Raw genomic sequence first — 18,398 nt, 5'->3', positions numbered from 1 at the left:
GGGCATTAGCCTTTGAAACATGAAGAAACCGATGAGCGCTGCCACATGGGGCACCTCGTTAGCCATTCTTCTCTCCATAATTCAAGCCCCCACATCGCAGGCGGCCCCAACTCTGGCGCAAGTGCAGGCACAGGTCATTCGTTATGAAGAGGAAGCAACCTCTGCGGCAGAAGGTGCGCAAGAAGCGAAGGTGAAATTGAATTCACTCACTCGAAGCCTTGCCGGCATTCAGGCGCAAGCCGAGATTCAGGCAAAGACAGTGGATGCAATTTCAAAGACGTTAGGTGCGATTGCTATCGATCAGTACAAATCTGGAACGATCAGTCAGAGCCTTGAACTGCTCTTCTCATCTGATCCTTCGCTCTATCTCTCATCTGCAGGCTCGCTAGAAGCAATCACGCGACAAAAGGGAATTCAGCTTCGCAAGTTTCAATCAGCAGAACAGAAACTCAATGCCACCTCGCTCACAGTCAGTGATCGGCTGGCCCAGGTAAAGGCGTTGCAGAAAAAGTTGGCCGAGAAGAGCGCGCTAGCAACAGCCAAATTAGCTCAGGCAGAATCAATATTGGCAAAACTAAAGAAGGAAGATCGCGAGCGACTAGCGAGGTTAGCGCAAGAGCGTGAAGATGCCGATCAGGCCTCATCCCTGCAAGCGGCAAGGAGTGCGGCCGGGGTATCAGGCCGTGCTGGGCTTGCAATTAAATTCGCTTTTAAACAAATTGGCGACAAGTACGTATTCGGTGCCGACGGGATGATCTACTGGGATTGCTCAGGTTTAACGATGCGCGCATACCAAACGGCCGGAGTCTCACTTCCACATTCTTCAGCGGCGCAATCTCGTATGGGTAAATCAATTCCTTTTAGTCAGAAGAAGCCTGGAGATTTAATGTTCTTCGGCAGGCCAGTCTCACACGTTGGAATTTATCTTGGCGGTGGCAAGATGGTGCATGCTCCTCGTTCTGGGTCACGTGTGAAAGTTGCAACGACCGATATGGGACGTAAGCGGCTGGTCGCAATACGCCGGTTCTAATGCTTGAAAATAGATTAGAACATCCACAAATACTCTGTATCACAAATGACTTTGGACCTCGCGCTGGAGGAATTGAAACTTTTATTATTGGATTGATTCAGCGCTTGCCCAAGAATTCCGTCATCCTCTACACCGCTTCCCAAGCGGGTTATGCCCCCTTTGATGCGATGTTGCTACGTGATTATGGCGTTGAGGTAATTCGAGATCCTTCTAAGGTATTACTTCCATCGTTTCGGGTGGGAAGGAAGGTAAGAAAGTTAGTTCGTGAGCGCGATATCAAAACTGTTTTCTTTGGTGCAGCTGCTCCCTTGGCACTACTTGCCCCGGGACTTCGTAGCGTTGGAGTGAAGAAAATTGTTGCACTCACCCACGGACATGAAGTTTGGTGGTCCAGACTCTGGCCATTTTCCTGGGCGATTGCCCGCATTGGGCGCGCAGTGGATTCACTAACTTATCTAGGAGATTTCACGCGGGGAGAAATCGCCGAGGCGTTAGCTCCTGGCGATGTTGCAAAGCTAGTTCGTATTGCACCGGGAATCGACACGGATCATTTCACACCGCGCAGTGATGTGCGAGAACTTCGGGAAAGTTTAGGGCTTGGTAATAAGAGGGTAATTGTCAGCGTGGGGCGCCTGGTGCACCGAAAGGGACAAGATGTCTTGATTGCGGCGATGCCAGAGATCATCACAGCTATTCCTGATTCCCATCTGCTCTTGATTGGCGAGGGTCCATATAAGAGCGAACTTGAGAAACGGATTAAAAAACTAGGTTTAGAAAACCGAGTCACTTTTGTCGGTCGAGTTCAGTACTCGGAGCTACCGCGATATATCTGTGTTGGAGATGTCTTTGCCATGCCATCTCGTTCCCGCCTTGCTGGACTTGAAGTTGAAGGACTAGGAATTGTTTACCTTGAAGCGAGTGCTTGTGGTTTGCCGGTCATTGGTGGAATTTCCGGGGGAGCACCAGATGCAATTTTGCAAGGTGAGACGGGCTTTGCTGTCGATGGAACATCAGCGCATGAGGTTGCTCTGGCTGTTGTGAAAGTACTTGCAGATAGAGAGTTAGCGCAGAGATTAGGAATGCGCGGACGGCAATGGATTATTGAAAAGTGGCAATGGCAGATCTGGTCAGAGCGCTTTAATCAGCTACTTAAGTAAGTCCGCTGACACGTGCTTTTTCAATGGCCTGCAGCCGACTGTGCACATTCAATTTGCGATAGATATTAGAAAGATGGGTCTTGAGGGTCGCCTCTGTAATGAAGAGCGAAGAGGCTAGCTCTGCAACAGGGGCGGCCTTGTGAAGTTGTGTGAGAATTTGTAGTTCTCGTTGCGATAAATCGAATCTATCTCGCTTTCGCTCCACAGTTTTTACGGTCTCACGAGAGGAAAAGGTAAGCGGTGCAACTAGTGAGTGATCTATTGCGGCCAGGATTTCAAGAAGCGGCGCAGATTTATTCAGATATGACGAGGCACCCGCCTTCATGGCAGCGATAAGAAAGTCATCGTGTTCATTGAGGGTCAGAACAATGATGGCAATCGTCTGTGAGATCGAACGGGCCCAAGAAACTATCTCTAAACCACTTCCATCGGGAAGATTGATATCAACAACGATGACATCGGGATTAACTTTCGCCATCTGGGCAAATGCCTCTGACTTTGATGCCGCTTGAAATATGGTGAAATCTTCTCGTCTTTCTAACGCCGCACAGATTCCGGCTCGAACGATGCCGTGGTCATCAATGACTAGAACCCGGATTGAGGTGCTCATACTGAGATTGAGATATGAGTGCCGTCTCTATCTTCAATGATGCAACTTCCGTTAAGAGCCTGAATTCGTTCTGTGATTCCTTGCAGCCCCCAACGGTTCTCTTTCATCACTGCGCCACCATTTCCGTTGTCACTTATCTCTAGATAGGTGTGATTGTTGACCCAGTAGAGCTTGATGAGAATGAGGGTAGCCCCAGAGTGGGCAACGATGTTTCGAAGGATCTCTGCTGCCACTGCCAATAGTTCACTTTGCGCAGTGGCATCTACCGCTACCTCCTCAATCTCAAATGAGATTTCCATCCCAGCGCAAGTTTCTTTGGCACACCTCTGCAGAAGCAGGTGAAATGGATCTTCGGAGTCTTTTCGCAGTGCAAGAATTTCATTGCGAACTTTAATGATCAGAGAATCGATATGTAACCGTGAGGCTCGAACCTGATTTCGTGAGAGTTCACTCAACTTCGAATCAGCCATGATGAGATCGAGTTGATAACCAAGGCCAACTAAATCTTGCGCAATACCATCGTGTAACTCCCGAGCAATACGTAGTCGCTCGGGAGTATTGGTAGCCACAAATTACTTTGTAAAGAGCGCTGAAATTTCCGCAGCAAATTGCTGCGCAATGATGTGACGCTTAAGCGAGAGCTTTGCGGTGAGCTGTCCACCTGCGATTGTGAAATCAACGGGCAGAATTGTAAACTTACGAATTGATTCCGCCTTCGAAACTGCCTTGTTAGCTTCATCTACTGCTGTTTGAATGACCGCAATTAAATCGGGGTCATTTCGCAGCGACTCGATTGTTGCGCCAGTCTTTGCATTCGTTGCAATCCAGCCTTTGAGCATATCTTGGTCGATAGTTATCAGAGATGCGATAAATGGTTGGTTATCACCAACGACCATGCATTGACTGATAAGAGGATGAGCACGAAGACGATCTTCTAGAACAGCCGGTGCCACATTCTTTCCACCTGCGGTAACGATGATTTCTTTCTTGCGACCGGTGATATAGAGATAGCCATCTTCATCGAGGCGACCAAGGTCGCCAGATCTAAACCAGGCACCGTCGAAGACTTCTTCATTTGCCGCATCGTTCTGCCAGTATCCGCGCATCACGATTGGTCCGCTGATGAGAACTTCGCCATCATCTGCAATCTTGATGGAAGTTCCAGGAATTGGTTTACCTACTGAGCCAACGCGAAGAGAATTGGTGAGATTTAAGGTAGCTCCGGCGGTAGTTTCGGTGAGTCCATAGCCCTCGAGAACTGTGACGCCTGCCCCACGATAGAAGTGTCCGAGTCGTTCACCAAGGGGTGCGCCACCAGAGATAGCTGCTTCAACTGCGCCACCCATACCGGCGCGAATCTTTGAATACACAAGCTTGTCAAAGAGAGCGTGCTTGAGAGTCAGAAGTGGATTAAACCCACCTTTATCTTTGCTCTCGCTATATGCGATAGCTACATGAGCAGCTGCTCTAAATATCTTTCCCTTACCGGCAGCCTCTGCGCGCGCCTCGGCGCCGTTGTAAATCTTTTCAAAGATACGTGGCACAGCAAGTACGAAGGTTGGCTTAAAGGATGCTAAATCTTGCGGTAGTCGACCTACTGGATCACTGCAATGCGCTAGGTGAAGTCCGGCATGGATCGAGCCAATTTGAACCATTCGACCAAAGACGTGTGCGACCGGTAAGAAGAGCAGGGTAGAGCCACCTGGTTTCTTAAAGAGATCACTTGCCGCCTCAACAACATTTCCACACTCTGCCAGAAAGTTTGAGTGAGTAATTTGCACACCTTTTGGACGTCCGGTTGTTCCGGATGTGTAGATCAAAGTCGCAAGTGTGGTTGGCGCCAAAGAACTGCGACGACGTTGGATTTCTTCATCGGTGATCTGCGCCCCTGAATTACGGAGCCCTGGAAGAACATCATCTGTCATGACCCAGACGTGTTTTGTGTTAGAAGGGAGAACTGGCGTGACAAATTCTTTTAACAATGGAGTTTCAACAATGATTCCAACTGCCCCGGAATCTTCTAGAATCCATTGCACTTGTTCGGCAGAGGATGTTTCATAAATAGGAACTACCGAGCCACCGGCATACCAAATTGCGAAATCTAGGACGGTCCACTCATAACGCGTGCGCGCCATGATTGCTACCCGATCACCAACGGCGATTCCGGCAGCGACCAAACCTTTTGCAGTGGCGCGGATTTCTACTTCCAATTCCTTCGCAGTCATTGGTTGCCATCCATCGCCAAGCGGACGCGAGATCGTGATTCGCTCCGGTTCGGTTCTGGCGCGGTCGGCGATGAGATCGGTGAGATTTCCGGTGGTTGCAGCGGGAATAATGGCGGGTGTGGAGACTAGATTCATGGCTCTAACGCTATATGGGCAAGGCTGGAAATGGGAAGATGCTTTTCAAATAATTGATAGCCTTCGACCATGTCTGAGAAAAGTTCTTCCACGATAGTCATCGATGCCCCACTCACCGACGTACAGGCAGCCCTCTTTGATATCGCCACCTATCCCGAATGGCTCACCTCCATTAAGAAGGCCGATGTCTTAGAAAGTGATGACCAGGGACGGGCGCTCAAAGCCAAGCTCTCCATCGATGCGGGCATGATGAAAGATCGTGTCACTCTGGATTATGACTGGAGTGCGGCGCCTGCCAGTCTCTCGTTCACCATGGATGAAGCCGATCTACTCACGCAAATGGATGGTACTTATTTCATTAAAGCGTTAGATGAAGATTCAACGCAGGTAACGTATGAACTCACTGTTGCGGTCTCGCTTCCTGTGCCAGCAATGATGATTACCAAAGCACAGCAGCAGACAATTGACGCAGCACTGAAAGAGTTAGCCGCGCGAGTTTCCTAGATGGGCTACACGGTAGGAATCGACATCGGCGGAACGAAAGTTCTTGGTGGAGTTGTCGATGAGACTGGTGCAATCATTAGTCGAGCACGTAGAGATACACCTGCCCAAGGTGGAGTAGCACTCACGCAGGCGATTGCAGATGTTGCGCTAGAACTCATGAAAGATTCCGAGATTGAATCTGTTGGAGTCTCTGTTGCCGCCTTTATCTCCGCAGATCGCAAGACAATTCTGGCCACGCCAAACATTAAAGATTGGAATGGCGTCAATCTTGATTACGAACTCACCTCGCGTATTGGGCTACCAGTGGTCATTGAAAACGATGCCAACTCTGCCGCTTGGGGAGAATTTAAATTTGGTGCGGGTCGAGGTAAAGAAAATATCTTGATGCTCACCGTTGGTACAGGAATCGGTGGTGGAATCGTAGTAAATAGCAATCTCCTTCGGGGATCATTTGGAATTGCGGCAGAGATTGGTCATTTGCGGATTGTGCCAAACGGCCTGCTCTGTGGCTGCGGCGCTTATGGATGCTTTGAGCAATATGGTTCAGGAACCGCACTGCTTCGACATGCACGCGAGGCGATACAGGCACACCCTGATCGGGCCAACAATATTCTTAATCGTGGCGATGGTTCGATTGCAGGAGTCAAAGGCAGTGCAATTACCGAAGCTGCGCGCGAGGGCGATGAACTCGCGCTCTCAATTTTTGAAACAACTGGAGATTACTTAGGAGCAGGGATCGCATCCCTTGCTGTCATTCTTGATCCAGAAGCAGTAGTTATTGGCGGGGGAGTAATTGATGCAGGAGGTATCCTGCTCAATCCGATTCGCACCGGGATGGAGAAGTACATGCCTTTTGCAGGTAAACATCCGCATCCGCAAATAGTTGCTGCACAGTTGGGTAATGAGGCTGGATTAGTCGGAGTTGCCGACCTTGCGCGCATCTAGAGCGCCCGGCTGGACGTTTTACACAATAGAAGAGATTCGCGGTAAATTACTTCGGTGAACAACCTTCCTTACGGAACGCTCCGTGCGTTCCTGACTCCCTTCTTGATGTTGTTGTTCAGACCAAAGGTAAAGGGTCTACGTAACGTTCCAGTTTCCGGACCCCTCATTCTTGCCTCCAACCATCTCTCCTTTAGCGATTCCATCTTCATGCCCTTAGTCGTTCCACGTAAAGTAACTTTCCTTGCTAAGAGTGAATACTTCACTTCCCCTGGACCTAAGGGATTCATTAAGAAGCTGACCTTTATCGCACTTGGACAAGTACCAGTAGATCGCTCGGGTGGACGGCGCAGTGAGGCTGCCCTGATTACTGGACTGCAAGTTCTTTCGGCCGGCAACTCACTGGGAATTTATCCAGAAGGAACTAGGTCTCCTGATGGTCGCTTGTATAAGGGCCGCACCGGAATTGCCCGCTTGGCAATTGAATCTGGCGCACCAGTGATTCCAATCGCAATGTTTAATACCGACAAGATCCAACCGACGGGAAAAGTTGTTCCCAAGGTGATGCGGGTAGGAATTACATTTGGCGAGCCGATGTATTTTGAAGGTGATTCAACTGACCTTCAATATTTACGCGAAGTCACAGATCAAATCATGAAGCGAATTCAACAGCTCTCTGGGCAAGAATATGCTGACACCTATGCAGTGAAAGTGAAGAAGTCTAAAATCAAGGACGAAAATAGCGAAGAGAGCGATTAATCGATCTGCAGCTCTGAACGCTTAAGTAAGTAGTTACAAACATTGCACTCCGCACCGGAATCGGGCATCCCACCTTCGATTGTTGAAATGAGCTCTTCTAGAAGTGCGGTAAATGTTGCGGTGTCACGTTCGACCGGAACATAGTGTTGGTTAACTCCAAAGCCGTGAGAATTCGAGGCAAGTTCACTTGCAGATGTCTCTGTTACTCCAGCTAGCTTCCAAATCAGCAGCCCCATGGAGGTGACTGGAAATGGCTTTCCCTTATCTGGGTTCTCTAGCGCATGTGCATATGCTTCAAGTTGCGGGGCATAAAACGGCCCATTATCGCGATCTGAATCAGAGACCTTGCAATCAATAATTCCAACAGTGCCATCTTCGTAATGACCCAAGAGGTCATAAATTCCCAATATCTTCCAACGTGTTTCAAAGCCATTGATTTTTATGGGAGCACTCTTTACCCACTGGCCCCATTGCTTTACTACACCAGGCTTTAACGTGGGAGAAATATCTGGCATGGATGCACGCCGGAAATGCTCTTCTTGCGAATCTGCCAAAGGCTTTACAAGTGGAAATTCTTTCTTCAAATCGAATTTAAACCAGTACTTAAGCCAGAGACATCGTTTGCACGTTGATAATCCGAAGGTGAGATCAGATGGAGCAATCGTGTCGCGGGCAGGAACCTCTGGTTTATTCATAGCGACATTCTCTCGCTAGGAACTGACAACTGCGCTGATCAGCACGAGTATTCCAAGCACAATCATGACGAGCCCACCGGTTGCACGTAAACCCTCAAGGCGCCGGGCATCAGTTGCCAACCACTGCCTGGCAGTTCCGGCAAGTAATCCCCAAGTGCTATCAGAGATAAATGCCAGAACACAGAAGACCAAGCCCATAAAGAGAAGTTGCGCGGTGACATTGCCGCCGTCGATATCAACAAATTGGGGAAGGACAGCGGCGAAGAAGACGATTGCCTTTGGATTGAGAACACCGACCCAGAATCCATCACGAATCGATTGCCCCACACTTGGCACACGCGGTCCTTGGTTGGTCATATCAGCTGCATGCTCAGAACGTTTTCTAATGGCATCGATGCCCAGATAGATTAGATAAAGCCCGCCTCCCCATTGCACCGCCAGATAGGCAAGATCGGAGCGAGCAAGGATGGGACCTAGTCCCAAGGCAACCAGGGTCGATAAGACAAATGAGCCCGAGACATTTCCGGCCACAGTTAAGACAGCCACCTTGCGCCCCCAGGAGATGGCGCGGGCTATGACAAATAGGACGCTGGGCCCTGGAGCCAGGATGATGATGATGGCGGCCACGATGTATTCAGGCAGGCGCGTTGGAATCACCGGCCCAGGGTAGCGCCAGGGGCGGTGTGTCGATTTGCGATTGGCGCCTGACTCCAGTTAAATACCGTCTAGATATATCGTTACGATATATACATCGGTTATAACCATTCGGAGGCAGGAAATGCGATCACGCGCAGATTCACTGGAGTTTGCCCTGCTTGGGCTGCTCTCAGATTCTGCCCTCCATGGCTATGAGCTGCGTAAGCGCCTGATGACGATCTTTGGCCCCTTTCGGGCGCTCTCGTTCTCAGTTCTCTACCCGCAACTTAAGCGGATGGTGATTGCCCAAAGCATTGAAGCGAAAGAGGTAGGTGTGACATCACGTCGCACCCGCATCGTCTACACAATTACTGAAAAAGGTCTTAAGCGTTTTGCTGAACTCAATGGTTCTGTGACTGCAGAAGCTTGGGAAGATGAAGGCTTTGGAGTGCGCTTTGCATTCTTTAGCCCGACCACAATGAATAACCGGGTAAGAATTTTGGAGGGGCGCCTTCGTCGCCTTCAAGATAAGGCAGAGGCGCTGCGTACTGATCTTCAGGCGCAACCTCTGGGGATAGATAAGTATCTCGAAGAGTGGCGACGCTTTTCACTCGAGTCACTCGAGCGCGAGATTTCATGGTTAGAAACAATGATTAAGAGTGAAGGGAAAGTAAAGTGAATATAAAGACTGGAACTGGAGACATTCGCGTTGCGATTGTTGGAGTTGGAAACTGTGCCAACTCGCTCGTGCAAGGTGTTACCTATTACAAGGATGCAGCGATAGATCAGGAAATTCCTGGCCTTATGCATGCAGTAATCGGCAACTACCACATCAACAATGTTAAATTTGTCGCAGCCTTCGACGTTGATGCCAAAAAAGTAGGTCTTGATCTCGCTGACGCTATCTGGGCAAGTGAAAACAACACCATTAAATTCTCTGACGTCGCCAAGACTGGTGTCCCTGTACAACGTGGAGTCACCCTCGATGGACTCGGAAAGTATTACAAAGAGACTATCGCCGAATCCACTGCAGCTGCAGTTGATGTCGTGGCTACTCTTAAAGAGGAAGCTGTCGATGTTCTAATTTGTTACCTTCCTGTGGGCTCCGAAGAGGCTGCAAAGTTCTATGCTCAATGTGCCATCGATGCGGGTTGTGCATTTGTTAATGCGCTTCCGGTCTTTATTGCATCCGATCCGGTATGGGCGAAGAAGTTTGAAGACGCCGGCATTCCTATCGTGGGCGATGACATCAAGAGCCAGGTCGGTGCCACAATTACCCACCGAATTATGGCCAAGCTATTTCAAGATCGTGGAGTTCACCTTGATCGCACCTACCAGCTTAACGTGGGTGGAAATATGGACTTTAAAAATATGCTGGAACGCGATCGTCTTGAATCAAAGAAGATCTCAAAGACCAACTCAGTTACTTCTCAGCTAGATCACGACATGGGTGCAAAGAATGTACACATTGGACCTTCTGATTACATTCCATGGCTTGATGACCGCAAGTGGGCCTATGTCCGCCTTGAAGGTCGTGCCTTTGGCGATGTTCCTTTGAACCTGGAATACAAGCTTGAAGTATGGGATTCTCCCAACTCAGCAGGCGTGATTATCGATGCGCTGCGCTGCGCAAAGCTAGGTCTTGATCGCAAGATCGGGGGAGCACTCCTTGCTCCATCTTCATACTTCATGAAGACTCCACCAATTCAATACACAGATGAACAAGCTCACACAGCGGTCGAAGAATTCATTTCGGCGGTACTTGTTAAAAAATAAATCTACATAAAAAACCCCGGGTTCTGAGTAATCAGAGCCTGGGGTTTTCTTTCTTGCCCTTCTCGCTTTAAGATGCCTCAATGAGTGAAATCACCAGCACCCGCATAGGCCAGACCCAGGTAATTCGCTTCAATCGCCCCGAGAAGATGAATGCAATCACTCGCGATATGTATGCCGGGTTAACATCTGCACTCAATGCCGCTGCCGGAGATTTTGGCGTGCGCGCGGTCGTAATCACCAGCGAAGGTGATCATTTCACCGCGGGAAATGACATTAAAGACTTCATGGCCAATCCTCCAACGGAGGAATCATCGGATGTCGCACGATTCTTAGCATCTCTCCTTGAATTCCCAAAGCCACTTATCGCTGCGGTGAAAGGTAATGCCGTTGGAGTGGGAACGACAATGCTCTTACATTGCGACATCGTCATTGCGTCACCAAATACTAACTTTTCCATGCCATTTACCTCACTTGGTTTAGTCCCGGAAGCAGGCTCCACAAAGTTATTTCCTGAACTCGTGGGATATCAACGAGCTGCTCGAATCTTTATGACAGGTGATCCATTTACTGCAGATGAAGCTAAAGAGATGGGACTTGTTGAAACCATTACTGCAGATCCAGAGAAAGTGGCGATGGAGATTGCCGAGCGTATAGGGCACCAACCACCGCAAGCAATCATTAACACCAAAGCCCTCATGAAGGCCGGTAAGCATGATGCCGTGGCCGCGGTAATGAAGGCAGAGTTTCAGATCTTCGCACTTGCGTTGCAATCTGAAGAAGCTGCAGAAGCATTTATGAAATTCATGTCTAAGAAGAGTAAATAGGGGAGTCTGTAATGTCACTTCAGGGAAAACGTATATTTGTTACTGGCGGCTCGCGCGGTATTGGTTTAGCTATCGCGCTGCGAGCTGCGGCAGATGGTGCTCTTGTAGCAATTGCAGCAAAGACATCTGATCCAAATCCAAAGTTACCTGGAACGATTCATTCTGCAGCCGAGGAGATCCGCGCCGCTGGCGGCACAGCCCTACCGATCCAGTGCGACCTACGTGATGAGAATCAGATTGCAGATGCAGTTGGCCAAGCTGCCAAGGAATTTGGTGGCATAGATATTCTGATCAACAATGCCAGTGCGATTAATCTGACTCGCACCGAAGATACTCCAGCGAAGCGATTTGACCTTATGTTTGATGTCAACGTGCGTGGAACATTCTTGACTTCACAGGCCGCGTTACCGCACCTTCGTGAATCAGCCGAAGCTGGGCGTAATCCACACATTCTTACCTTGTCGCCCCCACTTTCCATGAAAGCTAAGTGGTTTAAGAATCACGTTGCATACACGATGGCTAAATATGGAATGAGTATGTGTGTCCTTGGTATGGCTGAAGAGTTTAAGCGAGATGGAATTGCCGTTAATGCGCTCTGGCCGCGCACCGCAATCGATACCGCCGCCCTGCAAATGATTCCAGGAGTAGATACCGCTGCCTGTCGCACACCTGAAATACTTTCAGATACCGCTTACATCATTCTGAATCGCAATTCAAAGGAATGCACTGGGAACTTCTTCGTCGATGATGAAGTACTGGCATCTGAAGGAATCACAGATCTTGAGAAGTATTCAGTCGTTCCTGGAACGAAAGACTTCTTACTCGATTTCTTCTTAGACTGAGCAAATATTGGTGAGGTAATCTAAACTCACGTACATGAACCTGGAACTCAACGGCACTAACGTTATCGATGAGAGCGAGCGTGGTGGTAAAGCGTCCTCACTCTTCTGGCCTTGGTGCGGGGCTAACGTTTCCTTACTAGCACTCTCTTATGGTTCCTTCTTCTTAGGCTTTGGTATCTCTTTCTGGCAGGCAACAATTGCAGCGATTCTAGGAACAGTTCTCTCATTCCTGCTCGTAGGAGTGAGTTCACTTGCTGGCAAGAAATCAAATGCGCCAACGATGGTGCTTTCTAGAGCTGCCTTTGGAGTGAAGGGCAACCTGCTACCGGGACTGCTTTCCTACCTAATCTTTGTTGGCTGGGAGACAGTTCTTGTCTCTCTTGCAACGTTAGCTACCGGCACAGTGTTCGTGCGAGTTGGTCATCTTGACCGCGATACTGCGATGATTCTTGGTTTTGCAATAGCAGTCGCACTTACTGTCTCAGCCGGGGTGCTGGGCTTTGGTGTGATCATGAAACTTCAGCGCTATCTAACGATTATCACGATCGCCATGACCTGCGTATACATCGCGCTGACATTCAACAAAGTTGATTGGAGTCTTGTGACATCTATGAAAGCTGGAAGCGTGCAGGGCTTTATTGGAGCACTGATTTTCGGTGCCACCGGAATAGGTTTGGGTTGGGTGAACTCTGCCGCTGACTATTCACGCTACCTGCCCAGGACCGTCTCCAGCAGAAGCGTTATCGGCTGGACCGTCTTTGGAGCATCAGTGGTCCCAATTATCCTGGTTATTTTTGGTGCCGCCCTCTCTGCTAGTAGTGAAGATCTGGCGGGTGCGATTGCCAGTGATCCCATCGGCGCACTTACAACTATTTTGCCAACCTGGTATTTGATTATCTTTGCGCTGGTAGCAATCCTTGGCTTGGTTGGGGGAGCGATTCTTAATCTCTACTCATCTGGATTAACTCTTATTTCACTTGGTCTACCTGTGAAACGACATGTTGCGGCTTCACTTGATGCCATCATCATGCTTGCTGGGGCTATCTACTTCGTCTGGGTTGCAGATGACTTCTTCTATCCATTCCAGGGATTTCTCATCACACTGGGCGTTCCTATTGCCGCCTGGTCTGCGATATTTGTGACCGATGTATTGCTGCGAAAGCGTTATGACCAGAATGATCTCTATCGCATAGAAGGTCGATATGGTGCCTGGAATTTTACATCAATTGGCATATTGGTTATTGCGACCATCGTTGGCTGGGGATTTGTCACAAATGGTTTCGCTAGTTGGCTGACCTGGCAGGGCTATTTCCTAGGAATTCTTGGAGGTAAAGAGGGACAGTGGGCATATGCAAATCTGGGAGTCTTCTTTGCCCTCGTTATTGGTTGTCTTGGATATGCATTAATCGCACGAAAAACTATCGTGCGACAGGAGAACGTCTAAGCCAGAGGAGTCCGAGAAGGCCAGAGATAAGAGCTGCGATAAAGAGCCCCATTCGAACCTGGCTAAGTTCCACATCAGATTTCACTGTAATTTCGGCGATCACCATAGACACGGTGAGGCCCATGCCAGACAGGAAGCCGATTCCCACTATGTCAGTAGGAAGGACATTTCTCGGATACTGAAGAGAGGTGATCTTCACAAATAGCCAGGCGGTCAAAGATATGCCGAGAACTTTTCCAAGGACTCTAGCGGCAATAATTGAAAGTGAAATCGCAGATGTTGCTTGTGAGAAATCCAATTGAGACAGCAGATTAATAGCAATGTAAAGCGGAATAATCAAGAAAGTTACGACGGGGGAGAGAACTCTGATGAGTTGGGCGCGAAAGGGGAGCAGGCTTCCAATAGCTGCGGCTCCTAGGGTGTAGATAAAACTATCAAGGTGCAGTTCGGATCTAAAGAATATGCCGATTACTACTAGCGAGAAGAAATCATCAGCAATCGCAAGTGTGAGAAGAAAAAATCTCACTTGAGGTTTAATCCGTTTTCCAAGGAGTGAAAGTGCACCCACGGCGAGTGCCACGTCGGTGGGCATGGAAACTGCCCAAGCGGGTGAGTTTGGATTCAGGGCGATAAAGATAATCGCTGGCAGAAGCATCCCGCCCAGCGCACAAATTCCCGGCAAAATTGCATCCTTAGGTTTTTCCAGTCCATGTCGGATTTCAAGCCCGATAAGGAGGAAGAAAATAAAAGTCAGGATGTGCGAGAGCATGAGCAAACTCTAATGGTTAGGTCAGGCTGTTAGAGAGTAATGCTCGCCCCGGAAAGGGCTCGAAGCCCCGCTATCGCATAAATCTGTGCGCTTTGAATCTCTATCTCTGCATCACTCCCAGATTCAATTCTGACGGAGGCTGCTTCGATAGTGTTTTGGAGATAGCTCATGGCACCGCGGATATCGGTAAGGCCAATTTCTTGTAGTGGCGCAGAAATTGTTGTCATCAGATTTCTATGGCCTTGAGAGATTTCATCTCTTCGAAACTCAGGAATTGTTGCTGCGTTAAGGCTTTTAATCAGCATGTGACGACCATCGACTACATACTGCAGAGCCTCTGCTATCCAAAGCTCTATATATTCATATGGATCCTCCGTCTCTCTCACCGCATGAGCAAGACGCTTTTGGTAGAGGGCAAGTTCCTCAATAACTAAATCGGCGATGAGATCGGCAGAGGATGAGAAGTACTCATAGATTGAAGAACGAGCAAGTCCCGCTCTCTGCGCAACTGCTGCAACCGTGATACTTGCGGCCCCAGATTCCAGTGCGATAGTAAGTGCGGCATCAATGAGTTGGCGCTGGCGCATGGCGCGCTGCTCGACAATTGTTGCTGCCTGAATCTTGGGGGACATGTCCTAATTATTGTATGTAGGCCTGGGTGCTGCCACCGGAGATGATGTGATGTTGGAAATAGAAAACCCCGCCATCTCTGACGGGGTTTTCCTATGACAATCTCTTAGATGTCGTAGTAGAGCTCGAACTCAGCTGGGTGTGGACGAAGGCGCACGTAATCAACTTCATTCTTACGCTTCCACTCAATCCAGGTTGAGATGAGGTCTTCGGTGAAGACGCCACCCTTGGTGAGGAACTCGTGATCCTTTTCCAGGCTGTTAAGAACAGCATCGAGTGAACCTGGAACTTGAGGAATAGAGGCAGCCTCTTCGCCTTCTAGTTCATAGAGATCTTTATCAACTGGAGCAGGTGGTTCAATTTTGTTCACGATTCCATCGATACCGGCCATGAGCATCGCAGCAAAAGCGAGATATGGATTAGATGATGGATCTGGGCAACGGAACTCAACGCGCTTAGCCTTTGGTGATGACCCGGTAATTGGAATACGGATACAGGCAGAGCGGTTACGAGCTGAGTAAACAAGGTTTACTGGCGCTTCATAACCTGGAACCAGGCGACGATATGAGTTCACAGTTGGGTTGGTGAAAGCAAGTAGTGATGGGGCGTGCTTGAGAAGTCCGCCGATGTACCAGCGCGCCATATCTGAAAGATCGCCATATGTGCCAGCTTCGAAGAAGAGTGGCTTGCCATTCTTCCAGAGTGATTGATGAACGTGCATACCAGAACCGTTATCTCCAAAGAGTGGTTTTGGCATGAAAGTGGCGGTCTTGCCACCTTCCCATGCAACGTTACGAATAATGTACTTGAACTTCATGAGCTCATCGCCAGCAGAGAGAATGTCGGTGAAGCGATAGTTAATTTCCATCTGTCCGGCAGTTCCCACTTCGTGGTGTGAACGCTCGACCAGAAGACCTGCGCGACCAAGTTCCATCACCATTTCATCTCGAAGGTCTGCAAACTGATCTGTTGGTGAGACTGGGAAGTAACCACCCTTAACGCGTGTGCGATAGCCACGGTTAGGTGTTCCATCTGGATCGGCAACGATGCCGGTATTCCAAGAACCTTCATATGAATCGATGTGGTGGTATGCCTCATTAATGCCAGTCTTAAAACGCACTGCATCAAAGACGTAGAACTCAGCCTCTGGTGCAAAGAATGCCTGATCTGCAATGCCAGTTGACTTCAAATAATCAACAGCCTTCTTCACTACACCACGTGGGTCGCGTGAGTATGGAGTGTCATCAGAAGGATTGTGAACAGAGAAGATAATGACAAGAGTTTTTTCAAGACGGAATGGATCAATGAATGCTGATTCTGGAACTGGGAGCAACTTCATATCTGACTCATGGATTGATTGGAATCCGCGAATCGATGAACCATCGAACATCAGGCCATCGGTAAAGACAGCTTCATCAAATGATTCAACTGGAACGTTGAAGTGATGCTGGATACCTGGAAGATCGGTGAAGCGAACATCGACAAGCTTCACATCTTCCTTCTTGATGTATGCAAAAATTTCGGTTGAATTCTTAAACATAGTTACTCCCATTTAAGGCTAGTGATTGCCCAGCGAAATCGTCTTTGCGAGCTCAACTCTGAGTGCGCCTGATGGAGTGAAGGTTAGTTCCGTTGCGTAAAAATGTCATATTCTCTGTGTTACAGCCGTGTTACATCACACTAGGCTTGCGCCCATGACTCAGAAGGATTATCCGCGTGTGAGCCAAGGCCGTCGCCTTGTGGGCATCACTCTCGACTGGTTGGCCTGCTATGCCATAGCCCTTGGCTTCTTTGCCGGGTCAGGCACTCTGGCCGATCGAGTACCTAATGCTCGAATCCCGCTCCTGATTCTGCTCTTCGCCGAGTACTCACTCTTGATCGCACTCACCGGAGCATCCTTTGGCCATCGTCTTGTGGGGCTTAAGGTCGTTCGCTTTTCAGATGCTGGACCAGTAACGCCCATACAAGCTCTCATTAGGACAGCTCTTCTTATGCCACTGGTTACCGCGATCACCTTCGATGAAAACGGTCGAGGGATTAATGAGAGATTTTCTAATACCGTTTTGGTGCGTAGTAGATAGCTGATTGTAATGTCGAAAATAGCCGCGCTTCTGAAAGCATCACACTTTGGTCCCACCGTACTTGTCACAACGATTGCCTTCTTCTTCGCCCAGTATTACTGGTGGGAGGGTCCGGCTTATCTCATAGCTTTCGGAGTTTTCTTAGGTCAACTCATTGTTGGCTGGAGCAATGACCTATATGACTATCAGGATGATCTTTCACACCAGCGAATAAAGAAGCCGCTCGTTGCCCAGGCTATTTCTTATAACGCACTTCGCAAGTGGACCTTCTGGATGATTCCATCTGCTTTCTTTGCAAATCTTTTTGGCCCACTGGGTATAAAAGGCGGCCTGGTGTATATGTTGGGAATCGCATGCGGAGTTGGTTACAACTTCTACTTTAAATTCACAGCCCTTTCTCCGTTTCCTTACGCAGTTGCATTTGCGGCGCTTCCTTCATGCATTGCGATATCGAAGGAGATTACGCCGCCACTGTGGATGTGGCTTGGGGGAGCGATTTTTGGCGTGGCAGCACATTTCATCAATGTGTTAAAGGATATGAAAAAGGATCAGCAAAGCGGAATTCGTGGACTGCCACAAAGATTAGGTAGCGTTGGCTCAGTTATTGCAGCTGCAGTTCTGATTATTGCTGGAGTTCTTCTACTTCTTTACTCCCGCTAGGGCTTAACGAATCTTTATACCTTTTGGCATTGGACCCTTTGGAATCGGCATAGACAGACCACCAACTGCTTTCAGACGCGCACGAACTTCACGCATTTGATGAGCAGATAGCTTCTTAGGAAGTTTGGTGACGTGCTTTTGTAACTTGCGAATTGAAATCTGGCCATCGCCATCGCCGACGATAATCTCAGTAATGGGCACACCTGGAGCAAAGCGTTCAGCCTTCTTCTTTTCGTCTTGAATCATCTGACGCACTGCAAAGCCACCTTCGCCGGTAAGAACAATTCCGGCACGACCAACGCTGCGATGGACCATATCTTGTTGGCGATTGACTGCAACAGCGGGAGTTGTTGTCCATCCTTTACGAATTGCCATGAGAACACTGGCGCCTGCGCCCATTTGGCCTTCAATATTTGCATAGGCAGCAGAGCCCGCAACGCGAGTAAAGAGAAACATTGCAGCGAGCACAGCCACAGGAATTGTGACAAAGCCGCCATAGACAGGGTGATCAAAGATAAAGCCAAGTGTGATTCCAATTGCTAGAACAACGAGGAATGTAACAATGAGGACAACACCAATCCACGGCTTTACTGATTTGGTGACGGCATATGCATCACGAATCGTTTTAAAACGAGGAGTCTTGATCTTGGGTTCTTTACTCTTTTTTCGCTTAAACATG

Annotated in this window: 21 protein-coding genes; 12 read left to right on the top strand and 9 right to left on the bottom strand. The window is 48.8% G+C overall.

Going from position 1 to position 18,398, the window contains the following annotated elements:
* Positions 1-19 precede the first annotated feature (19 nt).
* Together A1sIIB76_RS03935 and A1sIIB76_RS03930 are read left to right on the top strand one after the other, a co-directional pair.
* The gene (locus A1sIIB76_RS03935) at positions 20-1,030 is read left to right on the top strand and encodes a C40 family peptidase (RefSeq protein WP_223298749.1); all 1,011 of its coding nucleotides are present in this window, start codon (positions 20-22) and stop codon (positions 1,028-1,030) included.
* The gene (locus tag A1sIIB76_RS03930) at positions 1,030-2,187 is read left to right on the top strand and encodes a glycosyltransferase family 4 protein (RefSeq protein WP_095697068.1); all 1,158 of its coding nucleotides are present in this window, start codon (positions 1,030-1,032) and stop codon (positions 2,185-2,187) included. Before A1sIIB76_RS03935 ends, A1sIIB76_RS03930 begins: the two co-directional genes overlap by 1 nt.
* On the opposite strand, the gene A1sIIB76_RS03925 is transcribed toward A1sIIB76_RS03930, so the two are convergent.
* Genes A1sIIB76_RS03925 through A1sIIB76_RS03915 form a run of 3 tightly spaced genes read right to left on the bottom strand, consistent with a single transcriptional unit; the run spans position 2,180 to position 5,157 of the window.
* A complete protein-coding gene (locus tag A1sIIB76_RS03925) occupies positions 2,180-2,797 on the bottom strand; it encodes a response regulator (RefSeq protein WP_095697067.1) in 618 nt (205 codons plus the stop codon). The genes A1sIIB76_RS03930 and A1sIIB76_RS03925 overlap by 8 nt on opposite strands.
* Positions 2,794-3,366, bottom strand: coding sequence for a sensor histidine kinase (locus A1sIIB76_RS03920; RefSeq protein ID WP_095684798.1), 573 nt, complete (start codon positions 3,364-3,366; stop codon positions 2,794-2,796). Before A1sIIB76_RS03920 ends, A1sIIB76_RS03925 begins: the two co-directional genes overlap by 4 nt.
* A 3-nt stretch (positions 3,367-3,369) precedes the next feature.
* Positions 3,370-5,157 (bottom strand): AMP-dependent synthetase/ligase, encoded by a 1,788-nt coding sequence (locus A1sIIB76_RS03915; RefSeq protein ID WP_095684797.1) that lies wholly within the window; start codon positions 5,155-5,157, stop codon positions 3,370-3,372.
* Positions 5,158-5,226: 69 nt separating this feature from the next.
* Here A1sIIB76_RS03915 and A1sIIB76_RS03910 point away from each other — a divergent pair, with 69 nt between their 5' ends.
* The 3 genes from A1sIIB76_RS03910 to A1sIIB76_RS03900 are packed head-to-tail and all read left to right on the top strand — an operon-like array spanning position 5,227 to position 7,362.
* Complete coding sequence (locus A1sIIB76_RS03910; RefSeq protein ID WP_095697066.1) at positions 5,227-5,661, top strand: SRPBCC family protein; 435 nt, start codon at positions 5,227-5,229, stop codon at positions 5,659-5,661.
* A complete protein-coding gene (locus A1sIIB76_RS03905) occupies positions 5,662-6,606 on the top strand; it encodes an ROK family glucokinase (protein ID WP_095697065.1) in 945 nt (314 codons plus the stop codon). It abuts the gene before it with no gap.
* A 54-nt stretch (positions 6,607-6,660) separates the two neighbouring features.
* Entirely contained in the window at positions 6,661-7,362 is a 702-nt protein-coding gene (locus A1sIIB76_RS03900; protein WP_223298117.1) for a lysophospholipid acyltransferase family protein, read from the top strand.
* On the opposite strand, the gene A1sIIB76_RS03895 is transcribed toward A1sIIB76_RS03900, so the two are convergent.
* Both A1sIIB76_RS03895 and A1sIIB76_RS03890 read right to left on the bottom strand, forming a co-directional pair.
* Positions 7,359-8,057 (bottom strand): PD-(D/E)XK nuclease family protein, encoded by a 699-nt coding sequence (locus tag A1sIIB76_RS03895; RefSeq protein WP_095674919.1) that lies wholly within the window; start codon positions 8,055-8,057, stop codon positions 7,359-7,361. The genes A1sIIB76_RS03900 and A1sIIB76_RS03895 overlap by 4 nt on opposite strands.
* A 15-nt stretch (positions 8,058-8,072) precedes the next feature.
* Complete coding sequence (locus tag A1sIIB76_RS03890; protein ID WP_095684793.1) at positions 8,073-8,714, bottom strand: LysE family translocator; 642 nt, start codon at positions 8,712-8,714, stop codon at positions 8,073-8,075.
* Between the two features lie 121 nt (positions 8,715-8,835).
* Between A1sIIB76_RS03890 and A1sIIB76_RS03885 the strand changes: the two genes are divergently transcribed.
* The 5 genes from A1sIIB76_RS03885 (at position 8,836) to A1sIIB76_RS03865 (ending at position 13,579) form a co-directional block, all read left to right on the top strand.
* Positions 8,836-9,372: a PadR family transcriptional regulator gene (locus A1sIIB76_RS03885; RefSeq protein ID WP_095674917.1), complete on the top strand. Its 537-nt coding sequence runs from the start codon at positions 8,836-8,838 to the stop codon at positions 9,370-9,372.
* Positions 9,369-10,469, top strand: coding sequence for an inositol-3-phosphate synthase (locus A1sIIB76_RS03880; RefSeq protein WP_095697064.1), 1,101 nt, complete (start codon positions 9,369-9,371; stop codon positions 10,467-10,469). The genes A1sIIB76_RS03885 and A1sIIB76_RS03880 overlap by 4 nt, the downstream gene beginning before the upstream one ends.
* 80 nt (positions 10,470-10,549) lie before the next feature.
* Complete coding sequence (locus tag A1sIIB76_RS03875) at positions 10,550-11,293, top strand: enoyl-CoA hydratase (protein WP_095697063.1); 744 nt, start codon at positions 10,550-10,552, stop codon at positions 11,291-11,293.
* Positions 11,294-11,304: 11 nt separating this feature from the next.
* Positions 11,305-12,135, top strand: a complete 831-nt coding sequence (locus A1sIIB76_RS03870) for an SDR family oxidoreductase (protein WP_095697062.1) — start codon at positions 11,305-11,307, stop codon at positions 12,133-12,135.
* Positions 12,136-12,169: 34 nt separating this feature from the next.
* Positions 12,170-13,579 carry a purine-cytosine permease family protein gene (locus A1sIIB76_RS03865; RefSeq protein ID WP_095697061.1) on the top strand — a complete coding sequence of 470 codons (1,410 nt, stop codon included), beginning with the start codon at positions 12,170-12,172 and terminating at the stop codon, positions 13,577-13,579.
* On the opposite strand, the gene A1sIIB76_RS03860 is transcribed toward A1sIIB76_RS03865, so the two are convergent.
* From A1sIIB76_RS03860 to glnA, 3 genes are all read right to left on the bottom strand, one after another.
* Positions 13,554-14,348 carry a Na+/H+ antiporter NhaA gene (locus A1sIIB76_RS03860; protein ID WP_095697060.1) on the bottom strand — a complete coding sequence of 265 codons (795 nt, stop codon included), beginning with the start codon at positions 14,346-14,348 and terminating at the stop codon, positions 13,554-13,556. The two genes, A1sIIB76_RS03865 and A1sIIB76_RS03860, sit on opposite strands and share 26 nt — an antisense overlap.
* Before the next feature lie 29 nt (positions 14,349-14,377).
* Positions 14,378-14,980, bottom strand: coding sequence for a TetR/AcrR family transcriptional regulator (locus A1sIIB76_RS03855; protein WP_095697059.1), 603 nt, complete (start codon positions 14,978-14,980; stop codon positions 14,378-14,380).
* Positions 14,981-15,084: 104 nt separating this feature from the next.
* Positions 15,085-16,518: a type I glutamate--ammonia ligase gene (gene glnA / locus A1sIIB76_RS03850; RefSeq protein ID WP_095697058.1), complete on the bottom strand. Its 1,434-nt coding sequence runs from the start codon at positions 16,516-16,518 to the stop codon at positions 15,085-15,087.
* 154 nt (positions 16,519-16,672) lie between these two features.
* Between glnA and A1sIIB76_RS03845 the strand changes: the two genes are divergently transcribed.
* Positions 16,673-17,059: an RDD family protein gene (locus tag A1sIIB76_RS03845; RefSeq protein WP_095697057.1), complete on the top strand. Its 387-nt coding sequence runs from the start codon at positions 16,673-16,675 to the stop codon at positions 17,057-17,059.
* A 9-nt stretch (positions 17,060-17,068) separates the two neighbouring features.
* Positions 17,069-17,719, top strand: a complete 651-nt coding sequence (locus A1sIIB76_RS03840) for a UbiA family prenyltransferase (RefSeq protein WP_095697056.1) — start codon at positions 17,069-17,071, stop codon at positions 17,717-17,719.
* A gap of 3 nt (positions 17,720-17,722) precedes the next feature.
* Here the strand turns inward: A1sIIB76_RS03840 and A1sIIB76_RS03835 are convergent, their stop codons facing one another.
* Positions 17,723-18,397 carry a DUF4191 domain-containing protein gene (locus tag A1sIIB76_RS03835; RefSeq protein ID WP_095697055.1) on the bottom strand — a complete coding sequence of 225 codons (675 nt, stop codon included), beginning with the start codon at positions 18,395-18,397 and terminating at the stop codon, positions 17,723-17,725.
* Between the last annotated feature and the right edge of the window lies 1 nt (position 18,398).

Source organism: Candidatus Planktophila versatilis (assembly GCF_002288265.1).
GTDB classification, from domain to species: domain Bacteria; phylum Actinomycetota; class Actinomycetes; order Nanopelagicales; family Nanopelagicaceae; genus Planktophila; species Planktophila versatilis.
Note: the sequence above shows the minus strand (reverse complement) of the source record. Positions and strands in the feature narration are given on the sequence as shown.

Coding starts and splice junctions, on each gene's coding strand:
- A1sIIB76_RS03935 (WP_223298749.1), top strand. CDS start 20: ATGAAGAAACCGATGAGCGCTGCCACATGGGGCACCTCGTTAGCCATT.
- A1sIIB76_RS03930 (WP_095697068.1), top strand. CDS start 1,030: ATGCTTGAAAATAGATTAGAACATCCACAAATACTCTGTATCACAAAT.
- A1sIIB76_RS03925 (WP_095697067.1), bottom strand. CDS start 2,797: ATGAGCACCTCAATCCGGGTTCTAGTCATTGATGACCACGGCATCGTT.
- A1sIIB76_RS03915 (WP_095684797.1), bottom strand. CDS start 5,157: ATGAATCTAGTCTCCACACCCGCCATTATTCCCGCTGCAACCACCGGA.
- A1sIIB76_RS03910 (WP_095697066.1), top strand. CDS start 5,227: ATGTCTGAGAAAAGTTCTTCCACGATAGTCATCGATGCCCCACTCACC.
- A1sIIB76_RS03905 (WP_095697065.1), top strand. CDS start 5,662: ATGGGCTACACGGTAGGAATCGACATCGGCGGAACGAAAGTTCTTGGT.
- A1sIIB76_RS03895 (WP_095674919.1), bottom strand. CDS start 8,057: ATGAATAAACCAGAGGTTCCTGCCCGCGACACGATTGCTCCATCTGAT.
- A1sIIB76_RS03885 (WP_095674917.1), top strand. CDS start 8,836: ATGCGATCACGCGCAGATTCACTGGAGTTTGCCCTGCTTGGGCTGCTC.
- A1sIIB76_RS03875 (WP_095697063.1), top strand. CDS start 10,550: ATGAGTGAAATCACCAGCACCCGCATAGGCCAGACCCAGGTAATTCGC.
- A1sIIB76_RS03870 (WP_095697062.1), top strand. CDS start 11,305: ATGTCACTTCAGGGAAAACGTATATTTGTTACTGGCGGCTCGCGCGGT.
- A1sIIB76_RS03865 (WP_095697061.1), top strand. CDS start 12,170: ATGAACCTGGAACTCAACGGCACTAACGTTATCGATGAGAGCGAGCGT.
- A1sIIB76_RS03860 (WP_095697060.1), bottom strand. CDS start 14,348: ATGCTCTCGCACATCCTGACTTTTATTTTCTTCCTCCTTATCGGGCTT.
- A1sIIB76_RS03855 (WP_095697059.1), bottom strand. CDS start 14,980: ATGTCCCCCAAGATTCAGGCAGCAACAATTGTCGAGCAGCGCGCCATG.
- glnA (WP_095697058.1), bottom strand. CDS start 16,518: ATGTTTAAGAATTCAACCGAAATTTTTGCATACATCAAGAAGGAAGAT.
- A1sIIB76_RS03845 (WP_095697057.1), top strand. CDS start 16,673: ATGACTCAGAAGGATTATCCGCGTGTGAGCCAAGGCCGTCGCCTTGTG.
- A1sIIB76_RS03840 (WP_095697056.1), top strand. CDS start 17,069: ATGTCGAAAATAGCCGCGCTTCTGAAAGCATCACACTTTGGTCCCACC.
- A1sIIB76_RS03835 (WP_095697055.1), bottom strand. CDS start 18,397: ATGTTTAAGCGAAAAAAGAGTAAAGAACCCAAGATCAAGACTCCTCGT.